This window comes from Pseudomonas sp. Root329 (genome assembly GCF_001424925.1).
Lineage (GTDB): Bacteria > Pseudomonadota > Gammaproteobacteria > Pseudomonadales > Pseudomonadaceae > Aquipseudomonas > Aquipseudomonas arabinosi.
Window position 1 is genome coordinate 446,139 of record NZ_LMCV01000001.1, and the last position, 11,853, is coordinate 457,991.

Sequence of the window (11,853 nt, forward strand, 5' to 3'; positions counted from 1 at the left end):
TCATGCAAAAAATTCTGGTAAGCCGCTGTCTGCTGGGTCACCGCGTACGTTACGACGGCGGGGCCAGTGGGCCGTTCGATCAGCTTCAGCAGTGGCTTGATGAAGGTCGGGTGGTGCCGTTGTGTCCAGAAGTTGCCGGTGGCTTGCCGACGCCACGGGCAGCGGCAGAGATTCCGGGCGGGCAGGGTGGTGAAGTGCTTGATGGCCACGCCTCAGTGATCACCACCGAGGGCGAGGACGTCAGCGCCGAGTTTCTCTCGGGGGCTTATCAGGCGTTGGAACTGGTGCAAAAGCACGGCATCCGCATTGCCGTGCTCAAGGCCAACAGCCCGTCTTGCGGGAATCTGTTGACGTATGACGGGACGTTCAGTGGTGTGAAGGTGAGTGGCGAGGGAGTGACGGCGGCGTTGCTCAAGCGCCATGGCGTGCAAGTCTTCAGTGAGCTGGAGTTGCCGCAAGCAGGAGAGGCCCTGACCAACCTGAAGTAACGACTTACACAATACCCCTGTGGGAGCGGGCTTGCTCGCGAATGCGGTGTGTCAGTTGATACAGATATCGACTGATACACCGCATTCGCGAGCAAGCCCGCTCCCACATTAGATCTCCAGTGCCTTATGGTTTCGGCGCCACACCCGCATCCGCCCCCAACCACTTCTGTTCCAGTGCCTCCAATCGCCCATCCGCCTTGATCCGCTGCAGCGCGTTCTCCAGGCTGGCATGAAACGCCGGGTTACCCTTCTGAAACGGAATCGCCAGGCTAACCGGCGAGCGGTCTTTTGGCTTTTCTTCAGTCAGCGACTGCACCAGCAGAATCGAACGTGGCTCTTCCTTCTGCGCGATCAATTGCGCGTTGGTGTGAATGTAAGGTTCGCTGAAGTCGAAACGATCCTTGAGGTCCGGGGTCACTGCTATGTGGTTGATGGCGATGTCGTATTTACCGCTTTCGACACCGTTCAACAGGTCGTCGGAATCGGTAACGACGAAGTCGGCCCGCACATCCAGCTCGTTGGCCAGCAGTTGACCCAACTCGACTTCGAAGCCCGAAAGTTGGCCATCGTCCTTGAAATTGAAGGGCGGTGTATTAGCCTCAAGGGCAATACGCAATTCGCCACGGTCGTTTACATCGTCAATCATTTCGGCATGAGCCAAAGGGCTCAGAAGGGGTAGCAGGCAAATCAGGCCAGGCAAAAAACGCATGGTCACTCCTTTGAATTCATTATCGCGATGCTCTGGTTCAGGCTCGCTTTGCTATGGTTGTCGAGAACCTTCGACAACGAATGGCCGTGAAGTTGTCATGGCCACACGGATTTTACGGAAAAACTGGAGAAGAGAATGAAAACCTTTATGTCACGAGCAGCATTGGCTGGCCTGTTGATGGGGGCTTCGATGCTGGCAACGGCTGCTACCCCGGCTCCCAAAGGTGCAGAAGTGTCCATCGTTTCTCCTGCGGATGGAGCCACGGTTCCGCAAACCGTCGTCGTCAAGTTCGCTGTCGAGAACATTGCGCTGGCGCCAGCGGGCGATGTCACCAAGAACACCGGCCATCACCACTTGCTGATCGATGTCGATCAACTGCCGGCCGCCGGTGCGCCGATCCCCAACGATGCCAATCACCTGCATTTCGGCAAGGCGCAGACCCAGGCTGAAGTAAAGCTGACGCCGGGTAAACACACCTTGCAGCTGGAACTGGGCGATAGCGGCCACATGCCGTTCGATCCGCCGATCGTGTCGGAGAAAATCACCGTCAACGTTAAGTAACCTGCTCGGAATAAAGAACCGCGCCCATGAAAAAGGAGCCCCCAAGGGCTCCTTTTTTGTCACTCAAGTTGCTATCAGAACAACACGCGGCAACGAATGGTGCCGTTGATGTGCTGCAGCTTCTCTTGGGCAATTTCCGAGTAATCGGCGTCGACGTCGATCACGACGTAGCCGACTTTCTCGTTGGTCTGCAGGAACTGACCGGAAATGTTGATGCCGTTTTCGGCGAAGACCTTGTTGATCTCGCTCATCACACCCGGAATGTTCTCGTGGATGTGCAGCAGACGGTGCTTGCCAGGGTGAGCCGGCAGAGCCACTTCCGGGAAGTTCACCGACGATACCGAGGTACCGTTGTCGCTGTACTTGACCAGTTTTTCAGCCACTTCCAGACCGATGTTGGCTTGCGCTTCAGCGGTGGAACCGCCGATGTGCGGGGTCAGGATCACGTTGTCCAGGCCACGCAGCGGGCTTTCGAACTCTTCTTCGTTGGAGCGAGGCTCTACCGGGAATACGTCGATGGCCGCGCCGATCAGGTGCTTGTCCTTGATCGCGTCCGCCAGCGCTTGCAGTTCAACTACCGTGCCGCGAGCCGCGTTGATCAGGATGCCGCCCTTCTTGATCGCACGGATTTCTTTCTCGCCGATCATCCACTGGGTCGCAGCGGTTTCCGGAACGTGCAGGGTGACGATGTCGGACATGCCCAGCAGCTCGGTCAGGTTACCGACCTGAGTCGCGTTGCCCAATGGCAGCTTGGTCACGGTGTCGTAGAAGTACACCTGCATGCCCAGGCCTTCAGCCAGGACCGACAGTTGAGTGCCGATCGAGCCGTAACCGACGATGCCGAGCTTCTTGCCACGGATTTCGAAGGAGTTGGCCGCGCTCTTGATCCAGCCGCCACGGTGGCAGGAAGCGTTCTTCTCAGGGATGCCGCGCAGCAACAGGATCGCTTCGGCCAGCACCAGCTCGGCAACGGAGCGAGTGTTGGAGTACGGAGCGTTGAACACTGCGATGCCGCGTTCGCGGGCAGCATTAAGGTCAACCTGGTTGGTGCCGATGCAGAAACAGCCGACAGCGACCAGTTTCTTCGCGTGATCGAAGATCTCTTCGGTCAGTTGAGTGCGCGAGCGAATGCCGATGAAGTGCGCATCAGCGATCTTTTCCTTCAGCTGGGCTTCCGGCAGAGAACCTGTGAGGTACTCGATGCTGGTGTAGCCCGCCGACTTGAGGACGTCGACAGCCGATTGGTGGACGCCTTCGAGAAGAAGGAACTTGATCTTGCTCTTATCGAGAGAAGTCTTGCTCATCTGCGTAAACCTGTATCCCGGAGAAAAATGGCAGGAAATGGTCAACAGATGCTGACCCGGACGGCAAGAAGGCCGTCGCCACAGAATAGCCGTTGGGCACTATCCTGCGGGGTCGGTATGCTAGCATATGCACCCCGCTAAACACTCATTCCTGCGACGTGAAGCGTTCTCAGGATGACCATGAATTGTTCGAGAGTTCTGTCGATGACCAATCCTGCCCTGATTGAAGAGCTGAAGACCCTGGTTGAGCCTGGCAAGGTGCTGACCGATGCCGACTCCCTGAATGCTTACGGTAAGGATTGGACCAAGCATTTCGCCCCGGCCCCGACCGCCATCGTGTTCCCCAAGACCACCGAGCAAGTCCAGGCCATTGTCCGTTGGGCCAATGAGCACAACATTGCGCTGGTACCGTCCGGCGGTCGCACCGGGCTGTCCGCCGCTGCCGTGGCTGCCAATGGCGAAGTCGTTGTGTCCTTCGACTACATGAACCAGATCCTTGACGTGAACATGACCGACCGCACCGCGGTCTGCCAGCCGGGCGTGGTGACTGAACACTTGCAGAACGTCGCCGAAGAAAAAGGCCTGTACTACCCGGTGGACTTTGCTTCGGCAGGTTCCAGCCAAATTGGCGGCAATATCGGCACCAATGCTGGCGGGATCAAGGTGATTCGCTACGGCATGACCCGTAACTGGGTGGCCGGCATGAAAGTCGTCACCGGCAAGGGCGATTTGCTGGAATTGAACAAAGACCTGATCAAGAACGCCACCGGTTACGACCTGCGTCAGCTGTTTATTGGCGCTGAAGGCACCCTTGGCTTCGTGGTCGAAGCGACCATGCGTCTGGACCGTGCCCCGAAAAGCCTCACCGCGATGGTCCTCGGTACTACCGACTTCGACTCGATCATGCCGGTGCTGCACGCGTTCCAGAGCAAACTCGACCTGACCGCCTTCGAATTTTTCTCCGATAAAGCCTTGGCCAAGGTCATGGGCCGGGGCGACGTACCCGCGCCATTCGAAACAGATTGCCCGTTCTACGCGCTGCTGGAATTCGAAGCGACCACCGAAGAAGTGGCCAACCACGCCCTGGAAACCTTCGAGCACTGCGTCGAGCAGGGCTGGGTGCTGGACGGCGTGATGAGTCAGAGCGAAACCCAGCTGCAGAACCTCTGGAAGCTGCGCGAATACATCTCCGAGACCATTTCCCACTGGACGCCGTACAAGAACGACATTTCGGTCACTGTGTCGAAAGTCCCGGCATTCCTGAAGGAAATCGACGCGATCGTCGGCGAACACTACCCGGATTTCGAAATCGTCTGGTTCGGCCACATCGGCGACGGCAACCTGCACTTGAACATCCTCAAGCCGGAAAACCTGAGCAAGGACGAGTTCTTCGCCAAGTGCGCGACCGTCAACAAGTGGGTGTTCGAAACCGTCGAGAAGTACAACGGTTCGATTTCCGCCGAACATGGCGTGGGCATGACCAAGCGTGACTACTTGACCTACAGCCGCTCGCCGGTTGAGATCGAGTACATGAAAGCGGTCAAAGCGGTGTTCGATCCGAACGGCATCATGAACCCGGGCAAAATTTTCGCTGTTTGACTTTTGAATTTAAGCGCTACGAAACAGGAGTCGGTCAATGAGCTATCAGCACCAGTATGTCGACGGTACGCGTATTCACTTCCCGTTGGGGAAAGTGGTGTGCATCGGCCGTAACTACGCCGAACACGCCAAGGAACTGGACAACCCGGTGCCTACAGAACCGCTGCTGTTCATTAAGCCGGGCAGTTGCGTAGTGCCGCTGGAAGGTGGTTTCAGCATTCCGACCGAACGTGGCTCGGTGCATTACGAAGCGGAAATCGCGGTGTTGATCGGCAAATCTTTGTCGACCAAACCAAGCGTTGAAGAAGTGCTCGACGCCATCTCCGGCTTCGCCCCGGCCCTGGACCTGACCCTGCGCGACAAGCAGGCCGAGCTGAAAGCCAAGGGCCTGCCGTGGGAAATCGCCAAGTCCTTCGACGGTGCGGCGGTGATTGCGCCATTCGTGTCCGGCAGCACGTTCGCTGACCTGACCGACATCGGCATCCGCCTGACCATCAACGGCGAAGTGCGCCAGGACGGCAACAGCAGCGCGATGCTCAACCCGATCGTGCCGATGATCCAGCACATGGCCGGCTGCTTCTCGCTGCAGGCCGGTGACGTGATCCTGACGGGGACGCCGGTGGGTGTTGGTCCGCTGAATGTCGGTGACGAACTGGTGATTGAATTGCCAGGCGCCAGCAGCTTCACCAGCAGCGTCCGCTAGTCCAGACACTGCAAAACCCTGTGGGAGCGGCGGTGCGACGATTCGACTTGCTCGCGAAGAGGGCGTATCAGTCGACATTAATGTTGCCTGACACTCCGCTTTCGCGAGCAAGTCGAATCGTCGCACCGCCGCTCCCACATTGGTTTTTGTGGTTGGTCGCAGTAGGGCTTTCCCGCCATTTCCCGTTTTTTTCACATCTTGTCCGGATAATTCCGGGACTTGCGGCGTCTTAGCCGGTCCCAATTGTGCTATTACCCTTAGCCTGAATTTCTGGAACGCATCCCTCGATGGTCACCCAACCACTGCCCAAGCTTAAAACTGCCCGCCGCTCACGCTTTGTCATGCGTTGGTATTCCTGGCTTTTGCTGGTGGCAGCCATCGCGTACGGCGTTGCGTTTGCCATGCATTGGGATGACCGTGGCGTGCTCTGGTTGCGCGAGCGTTTCGAAAGCCCCGCCGAGCGTCAGGCCAGTGTCTGGCTACCGGATTACCGGGCAGTGATCGACGCCAAGCTGCTGCCGGGCATGGAAAAGGACGAAGCGTCGGACCTGGCTTACGATCCTCAGTCAAAAACGCTGTTCTCGGTGATGGGCAAGAACCCGTTCCTCGTCGAGCTGACCCTGCAGGGCGACGTGCTGCGCAAGATGCCGCTGGTGGGCTGGAGCAACCCGGAAGGGGTGACCGTGATGGGCAACGGTCTACTGGCCATTGTCGATGAGCGCGAACACATGCTCTCCATCGTCAAGGTCGATGCCGATACCCGCGAGCTGAACATCGCCGACTTCCCGAAATACGACCTCGGCCCTTCGAAAGACCAGAACAAGGCCTTCGAAGCCATCGTCTGGGATTCGCGCCATCAGCAAATCCTGCTGGGTGAAGAGCGTCCGCCAGCGCTGTTTAGCTGGAAAAGCGATGGCAGCCAGATCCTGAAGGGCGACAAGCAAAAACTCACCAGTGATGAACTGGACATACGCAACCTCTCGGCGCTGGCCATCGACCCGCGCACTGGCCATACCCTGGTGCTGTCTGCCGATTCCCACTTGCTGCTGGAGCTGGACGAGAAGGGCGAGCAGGTCAGCTTCATGACCTTGCTGGGCGGCTTCAATGGTTTGAAGAAGACCATTCCTCGCGCCGAAGGCGTGACGATGGACGAGGCGGGTACGCTGTACATGGTGAGCGAGCCGAACCTGTTTTATCGCTTCGAAAAACAGAAATAAGGCCTGAATGCGTCGACTTGCCCGCCCCAAGCCTCTGCTTTTGATCCTGTCGGTCATAGCATTGATCGCGCTGGTTGCGGCTGGCCAGTACCTGCGCCTGTTCGAGCGCGCCTGGTTCAATCTGCACACGCTATGGCAGCCAACAAACGGTCAGTCCATCGCTCTGGATCAGTACCAGGTAGCGGTCGAGGCGCGAGTCATTGTTGGGCTGGACGACGATGTCTCGGCGCTGACCTTCGATCCGGTGCGCAAAAGCCTGTTCACCGTCACCAACAAAAACTCGGAGCTGATCGAACTGTCGCTGGACGGCCAGATTGTTCGACGCATTGCGCTGGTCGGGTTTGGCGATCCGGAAGCCGTGGAATTCATCAGCGCCGACACTTACGTGATCACTGACGAGCGTCAGCAACGGCTGATCAAGATTCATCTGGAGAGCGACACAACGTTCCTCGACGCAGCGGATGCCGAGCAGATGACCCTTGGCGTGCACATGAGCGGCAACAAGGGCTTCGAAGGTCTCGCTTACGACTCGGTGGGCAAGCGGTTGTTTGTCGCCAAGGAACGCGACCCGATGCTGATCTACGAAGTGCACGGCTTTCCGCATTACAACCCGGAAAAATCCTACGCGGTGCACGTAGTGAACAACCCCAAGCGCGATGCCGGGATGTTCGTGCGAGACCTGTCCAGCCTGCAATACGACGAGCGCAGCGGCCATTTGCTGGCGTTGTCGGATGAGTCGCGGCTGATTCTGGAACTCGATGTGGACGGGCGACCGCTGAGCACCCTGTCACTGAGCAAGGGGCGTCAGGGGTTGCAAAAGACGGTGCCACAAGCGGAAGGGATCGCCATGGATGACGACGGTACGATGTACCTGGTGAGCGAGCCGAACCTGTTCTACGTCTTCAAAAAACCGCCACAACCTTAACCGACACCACAAAACCAAAGTGGGAGCGGGCTTGCTCGCGAAAGCGGTGTGTCAGTGGCATTTGTACCGACTGACACACCGCTTTCGCGAGCAAGCCCGCTCCCACAGGGTTTTGTGTACGGCTTACTTTGCGCGCAGGGTTTTCACGCCTTCGCTGGTGCCCAGCAGCAGCAAATCCGCCGGACGTGCCGCGAACAAACCGTTGGTGACCACGCCGACGATGGCGTTGATCTGCGTCTCCAGCTCCACCGGGTTGGTGATCTGCATGTTGAACACGTCGAGAATGATGTTGCCGTTGTCGGTCAGCACGCCTTCACGGTAGACCGGGTCGCCGCCCAGCTTCACCAGTTCGCGGGCCACGTGGCTGCGGGCCATCGGGATCACTTCCACCGGCAGCGGGAACGCGCCGAGCACCGGCACCAGTTTGCTGCCATCGGCGATGCAGATGAAGGTCTTGGCCACGGCCGCCACAATCTTCTCGCGGGTCAGGGCTGCGCCGCCGCCCTTGATCAGGTTCAGGTGCTCGTCGCTTTCATCGGCGCCGTCGACGTAGAACTCCAGGTCGCTGACGGTATTCAACTCATACACCGGAATGCCGTGGCCCTTGAGGCGGGCAGCGGTGGCTTCGGAACTGGCGACCGCGCCGTCGAACGCGCCTTTGTGCTTGGCCAGTGCATCGATGAAGCAGTTGGCGGTGGAGCCGGTGCCGACCCCGACGATGCTCTTGTCGTCGAGTTTCGGAAGGATGAAGTCGACGGCGGCCTGAGCCACTGCCTGTTTGAGTTGATCCTGGGTCATGCGGGCTCCGAAGCGGGCAAGGGGAGAACGGAAAGGTCGGCATTATAGCCCCATGCCGGGCTAAAACCTCTTGATTCGTGTGGTCGCTTAGGCAAAAGCCGGGTTAGACTCCTTGGCCCTGCCCAACCCGCTCAGTGATGCTTTCCGATGCTCGAACAGTACGTCAAAAAGATCCTCACCTCGCGCGTTTATGACGTTGCCGTAGAAACCCCATTGCAGACTGCCCGCCAGCTCTCCGAGCGGCTGGGCAACAATATTTGGCTCAAGCGCGAAGACTTGCAGCCGGTGTTCTCGTTCAAGATTCGCGGTGCCTACAACAAGCTCACGCAGCTTTCCGATGAAGAGCGCGCTCGCGGCGTGGTTACCGCTTCGGCGGGCAACCATGCGCAAGGCCTGGCCCTGGCGGCGAAAGTGTTGGGCGTGAAAGCGACCATCGTCATGCCCAAGACCACCCCGGAAATCAAAGTCGAAGGCGTGCGTTCCCGTGGCGGAAAAGTGGTGCTGCACGGGGATTCGTTCCCGGAAGCCCTGGCTTACTCGCTGAAACTGGTCGACGAAAAAGGCTACGTCTACATCCACCCTTACGACGATCCCCACACCATTGCCGGGCAGGGCACGGTGGCGATGGAGATTCTGCGCCAACACCCTGGCCGTCTGGACGCGATCTTCGTCCCGGTGGGCGGTGGCGGGTTGATCGCCGGGATCGCGGCGTACGTGAAGTACTTGCGGCCTGAAATCAAAATCATCGGCGTCGAGCCAGACGATTCCAACTGCCTTCAAGCCGCCATGGCCGCTGGCGAGCGCGTGATCCTGCCGACCGTGGGCCTCTTCGCCGATGGCGTCGCAGTGGCGCAGATCGGTCAGCACACCTTTGATATCTGCAAAGACTATGTCGATGAAGTGATCACCGTCAGCACCGATGAAATCTGTGCGGCGATCAAGGACATCTACGACGATACCCGCTCGATCACTGAACCTGCCGGCGCCTTGGGCGTGGCCGGGATCAAGAAGTACGTCGAGCAACGCGGCGTCACCGGTCACACCTTTGTGGCCATCGACTCTGGCGCCAACGTCAACTTCGACCGCCTGCGCCACGTCGCCGAGCGCGCCGAACTGGGCGAGGGGCGCGAAGCGATTATCGCCGTGACCATCCCCGAGAAGCCGGGCAGCTTCAAGGCGTTCTGTGAAGCCATCGGCAAGCGCCAGATCACCGAATTCAACTACCGCTACAACACTGGCAGCGAGGCGCATATCTTTGTTGGCGTGCAGACGCACCCGGAAAACGATCCGCGCAGTGCGCTGCTGGCCAGCCTGACGGGACAAGGTTTCCCGGTACTCGACCTGACCGACAACGAATTGGCCAAGTTGCACATCCGCCACATGGTCGGCGGCCGTGCGGCTCATGTGGTTGATGAAGTGATTCTGCGCTTCGAATTCCCGGAGCGTCCGGGTGCGCTGTTCAACTTCCTCAACAAGCTCGGCGGGCGCTGGAACATCTCGATGTTCCACTACCGCAACCATGGCGCGGCGGATGGTCGTGTGGTCGCGGGGCTGCAAGTGCCTCACGATGAACGTCATCTGGTGCCCGCAGCGCTGGAAGAAATCGGCTACCCGTACTGGGACGAAAGCGACAACCCGGCCTATCAGCTGTTTCTCGGCTGAGCGGCTACGCTGATGGCCAGGCCATAAGGAAATCGAACAATGGAAACGTTAACCGCCCTGAAAGTCGCTCATATGGTGGCGACGGTGTTGCTGCTGGTCAGCGCACTGGGTCTGGCGATCTGGGTCTGGCGCACGCGCCGTAACGGTGACGCAACGGCTCATGCGCGCACGTTGCAGCGGCCGCGGGTGTTTATCTGGCTGGTGATGGGATTGGCGCTGCTGAGCATGCCGTTTACCGGCTGGTGGATGGTGCATCTGGTGGGCTGGCCGTTGGGGCAGACGTGGTTGCTGGCGTCCAGTGTGCTTTACACCGTCGCGGCGTTGGGCTGGTTCTGGTTGCTGGTGCGGCTTAACAAGTTGCGCACTGTTCCGGGAGGCAACGGCAAGTTCACCTTCGCCCTTGCACTGTTCAGCTTCGTCTGTTTTATCGCCATTGCGGGGCTGATGGGCGCGAAGCCGGTTTAAGGCTTGGGACCGAGTCGGCCCCTTCGCGAGCAAGCCCGCTCCCACACTAGATCTTCAGCGAACACAGATTTTGTGTACGACGCAGATCAAATGTGGGAGCGGGCTTGCTCGCGAAGGCGATGTTAGTCGCGCAGACTGATTACCGGCCAGCCACGCTTCTCCGCTTCAGCGCGCAAGTTAGGGTCCGGATCGACAGCAACCGGATGCGTCACCCGCTCCAGCAGCGGAAAATCATTCATCGAGTCGCTGTAGAAATAGCTGCCCTCCAACGAATACCCGGTTTCTTCCAGCCAACGATTCAACCGCGTCACCTTGCCTTCACGGAAGCACGGCACGTCGGTGCTGCGCCCGGTGTAGCGGCCATCAACCATTTCACATTCCGTGGCGATCAGGGTTTCGACGCCCAGACGCTGGGCAATCGGCCCGGTAACAAAACGGTTGGTGGCGGTGATGATCACCAGTTTGTCACCCGCCTCGCGGTGCTTGGCCAGCAGTTCGAGACCCTTGGGCAACACAATCGGCTCAATGCAATCGCGCATGTAATCCTGGTGCCATTGATCCAGCGTGGCCATCTCGGTGCGGCCGAGCACTTCCAGGCAGAAGTTCAGGTAAGCATCGTTATCCAGCTTGCCGGCCAGGTAATCCTGATAGAACTCGTCGTTGCGTGCCTTGTAGGCGACGGCGTCGAGGAAGCCGCGTTCGCACAGGTAATCACCCCAGGCGTGGTCACTGTCACCGCCCAAGAGCGTGTTGTCCAAGTCGAATAAAGCCAGCCGCATTGCAGTTACTCGCTGAAAAGTCTGTAGAAAGGCGTCCAGAATACGGACTTTTCACAAGAGTGCACATAAGGTAGACCGGCTCGTTGCTGCTATCACAACCTTTGTGGAACAATGCGGCGACATGCGTTTGCGAGGTTGTTGCCGTGATCGACCCCGATGGTTTCCGCCCCAATGTCGGGATCATTCTCACGAATGATGCCGGACAGGTGCTATGGGCTCGCCGTATCAATCAAGATGCCTGGCAGTTTCCACAGGGCGGGATCAACCCCCAGGAGACGCCGGAAGACGCCTTGTACCGCGAGTTGAACGAAGAAGTGGGGCTTGAGCGCGAAGATGTTGAAATTCTCGCCTGCACCCGGGGCTGGTTGCGCTATCGTTTGCCGCAACGTCTGGTCAGGACGCACAGCCAACCGCTGTGCATCGGCCAGAAACAGAAATGGTTTCTCCTGCGCCTGGTCTCCAACGAGCAGCGGGTGCGGATGGATTTGACCGGTAAACCGGAATTCGATGGCTGGCGCTGGGTCAGTTATTGGTATCCGTTGGGCCAGGTGGTGACATTCAAGCGCGAAGTGTATCGACGCGCTCTCAAAGAGCTTGCCCCGCGCCTTTTATCGCGCGACTGACGACGGAGTTCGACCCCGAG

General features: G+C 58.8%; 13 protein-coding genes. 9 read left to right on the forward strand and 4 right to left on the reverse strand.

The features are described 5' to 3' along the window. Window positions 1-2: 2 nt before the first annotated feature. The gene (locus tag ASC74_RS02055) at window positions 3-488 is read left to right on the forward strand and encodes a DUF523 domain-containing protein (RefSeq protein ID WP_056738847.1); all 486 of its coding nucleotides are present in this window, start codon (window positions 3-5) and stop codon (window positions 486-488) included. A 124-nt stretch (window positions 489-612) separates the two neighbouring features. On the opposite strand, the gene ASC74_RS02060 is transcribed toward ASC74_RS02055, so the two are convergent. After that, window positions 613-1,197, reverse strand: a complete 585-nt coding sequence (locus ASC74_RS02060) for a transporter substrate-binding domain-containing protein (RefSeq protein ID WP_056738849.1) — start codon at window positions 1,195-1,197, stop codon at window positions 613-615. A 135-nt stretch (window positions 1,198-1,332) separates the two neighbouring features. Here ASC74_RS02060 and ASC74_RS02065 point away from each other — a divergent pair, with 135 nt between their 5' ends. Continuing rightward, the gene (locus ASC74_RS02065) at window positions 1,333-1,758 is read left to right on the forward strand and encodes a DUF4399 domain-containing protein (RefSeq protein WP_056738851.1); all 426 of its coding nucleotides are present in this window, start codon (window positions 1,333-1,335) and stop codon (window positions 1,756-1,758) included. A gap of 74 nt (window positions 1,759-1,832) precedes the next feature. Here ASC74_RS02065 and serA read toward each other — a convergent pair whose 3' ends face one another. Beyond that, complete coding sequence (serA, locus tag ASC74_RS02070; protein WP_056738853.1) at window positions 1,833-3,062, reverse strand: phosphoglycerate dehydrogenase; 1,230 nt, start codon at window positions 3,060-3,062, stop codon at window positions 1,833-1,835. Window positions 3,063-3,266: 204 nt separating this feature from the next. Between serA and ASC74_RS02075 the strand changes: the two genes are divergently transcribed. From ASC74_RS02075 to ASC74_RS02090, 4 genes are all read left to right on the forward strand, one after another. Beyond that, complete coding sequence (locus ASC74_RS02075) at window positions 3,267-4,661, forward strand: FAD-binding oxidoreductase (protein ID WP_056738855.1); 1,395 nt, start codon at window positions 3,267-3,269, stop codon at window positions 4,659-4,661. Between the two features lie 37 nt (window positions 4,662-4,698). Further along, window positions 4,699-5,364, forward strand: a complete 666-nt coding sequence (locus ASC74_RS02080; RefSeq protein ID WP_056738857.1) for a fumarylacetoacetate hydrolase family protein — start codon at window positions 4,699-4,701, stop codon at window positions 5,362-5,364. Window positions 5,365-5,651: 287 nt separating this feature from the next. After that, window positions 5,652-6,581: an SdiA-regulated domain-containing protein gene (locus tag ASC74_RS02085; protein ID WP_056738859.1), complete on the forward strand. Its 930-nt coding sequence runs from the start codon at window positions 5,652-5,654 to the stop codon at window positions 6,579-6,581. A gap of 7 nt (window positions 6,582-6,588) precedes the next feature. Beyond that, window positions 6,589-7,506, forward strand: a complete 918-nt coding sequence (locus ASC74_RS02090; protein ID WP_056738861.1) for an SdiA-regulated domain-containing protein — start codon at window positions 6,589-6,591, stop codon at window positions 7,504-7,506. A gap of 123 nt (window positions 7,507-7,629) precedes the next feature. Here the strand turns inward: ASC74_RS02090 and rpiA are convergent, their stop codons facing one another. Beyond that, window positions 7,630-8,304 (reverse strand): ribose-5-phosphate isomerase RpiA, encoded by a 675-nt coding sequence (gene rpiA, locus ASC74_RS02095; protein WP_008150505.1) that lies wholly within the window; start codon window positions 8,302-8,304, stop codon window positions 7,630-7,632. 147 nt (window positions 8,305-8,451) lie between these two features. Here rpiA and ilvA point away from each other — a divergent pair, with 147 nt between their 5' ends. Further along, window positions 8,452-9,966: a threonine ammonia-lyase, biosynthetic gene (gene ilvA / locus ASC74_RS02100; protein ID WP_056738863.1), complete on the forward strand. Its 1,515-nt coding sequence runs from the start codon at window positions 8,452-8,454 to the stop codon at window positions 9,964-9,966. Window positions 9,967-10,005: 39 nt separating this feature from the next. Next, the gene (locus ASC74_RS02105) at window positions 10,006-10,431 is read left to right on the forward strand and encodes a DUF2269 domain-containing protein (protein WP_056738865.1); all 426 of its coding nucleotides are present in this window, start codon (window positions 10,006-10,008) and stop codon (window positions 10,429-10,431) included. A 122-nt stretch (window positions 10,432-10,553) separates the two neighbouring features. On the opposite strand, the gene ASC74_RS02110 is transcribed toward ASC74_RS02105, so the two are convergent. After that, entirely contained in the window at window positions 10,554-11,210 is a 657-nt protein-coding gene (locus tag ASC74_RS02110; RefSeq protein ID WP_056738867.1) for an HAD family hydrolase, read from the reverse strand. A 143-nt stretch (window positions 11,211-11,353) separates the two neighbouring features. Here ASC74_RS02110 and ASC74_RS02115 point away from each other — a divergent pair, with 143 nt between their 5' ends. Then, entirely contained in the window at window positions 11,354-11,833 is a 480-nt protein-coding gene (locus ASC74_RS02115; RefSeq protein ID WP_008150514.1) for an RNA pyrophosphohydrolase, read from the forward strand. The last annotated feature ends 20 nt before the right edge of the window (window positions 11,834-11,853 follow it).

Bases quoted from the DNA above. Each gene is read 5' to 3' on its own strand.
- ASC74_RS02055 (WP_056738847.1), top strand. From the start codon at position 3: ATGCAAAAAATTCTGGTAAGCCGCTGTCTGCTGGGTCACCGCGTACGT.
- serA (WP_056738853.1), bottom strand. From the start codon at position 3,062: ATGAGCAAGACTTCTCTCGATAAGAGCAAGATCAAGTTCCTTCTTCTC.
- rpiA (WP_008150505.1), bottom strand. From the start codon at position 8,304: ATGACCCAGGATCAACTCAAACAGGCAGTGGCTCAGGCCGCCGTCGAC.
- ASC74_RS02085 (WP_056738859.1), top strand. From the start codon at position 5,652: ATGGTCACCCAACCACTGCCCAAGCTTAAAACTGCCCGCCGCTCACGC.
- ASC74_RS02060 (WP_056738849.1), bottom strand. From the start codon at position 1,197: ATGCGTTTTTTGCCTGGCCTGATTTGCCTGCTACCCCTTCTGAGCCCT.
- ASC74_RS02105 (WP_056738865.1), top strand. From the start codon at position 10,006: ATGGAAACGTTAACCGCCCTGAAAGTCGCTCATATGGTGGCGACGGTG.
- ASC74_RS02090 (WP_056738861.1), top strand. From the start codon at position 6,589: ATGCGTCGACTTGCCCGCCCCAAGCCTCTGCTTTTGATCCTGTCGGTC.
- ASC74_RS02080 (WP_056738857.1), top strand. From the start codon at position 4,699: ATGAGCTATCAGCACCAGTATGTCGACGGTACGCGTATTCACTTCCCG.
- ASC74_RS02065 (WP_056738851.1), top strand. From the start codon at position 1,333: ATGAAAACCTTTATGTCACGAGCAGCATTGGCTGGCCTGTTGATGGGG.
- ASC74_RS02110 (WP_056738867.1), bottom strand. From the start codon at position 11,210: ATGCGGCTGGCTTTATTCGACTTGGACAACACGCTCTTGGGCGGTGAC.
- ASC74_RS02075 (WP_056738855.1), top strand. From the start codon at position 3,267: ATGACCAATCCTGCCCTGATTGAAGAGCTGAAGACCCTGGTTGAGCCT.
- ilvA (WP_056738863.1), top strand. From the start codon at position 8,452: ATGCTCGAACAGTACGTCAAAAAGATCCTCACCTCGCGCGTTTATGAC.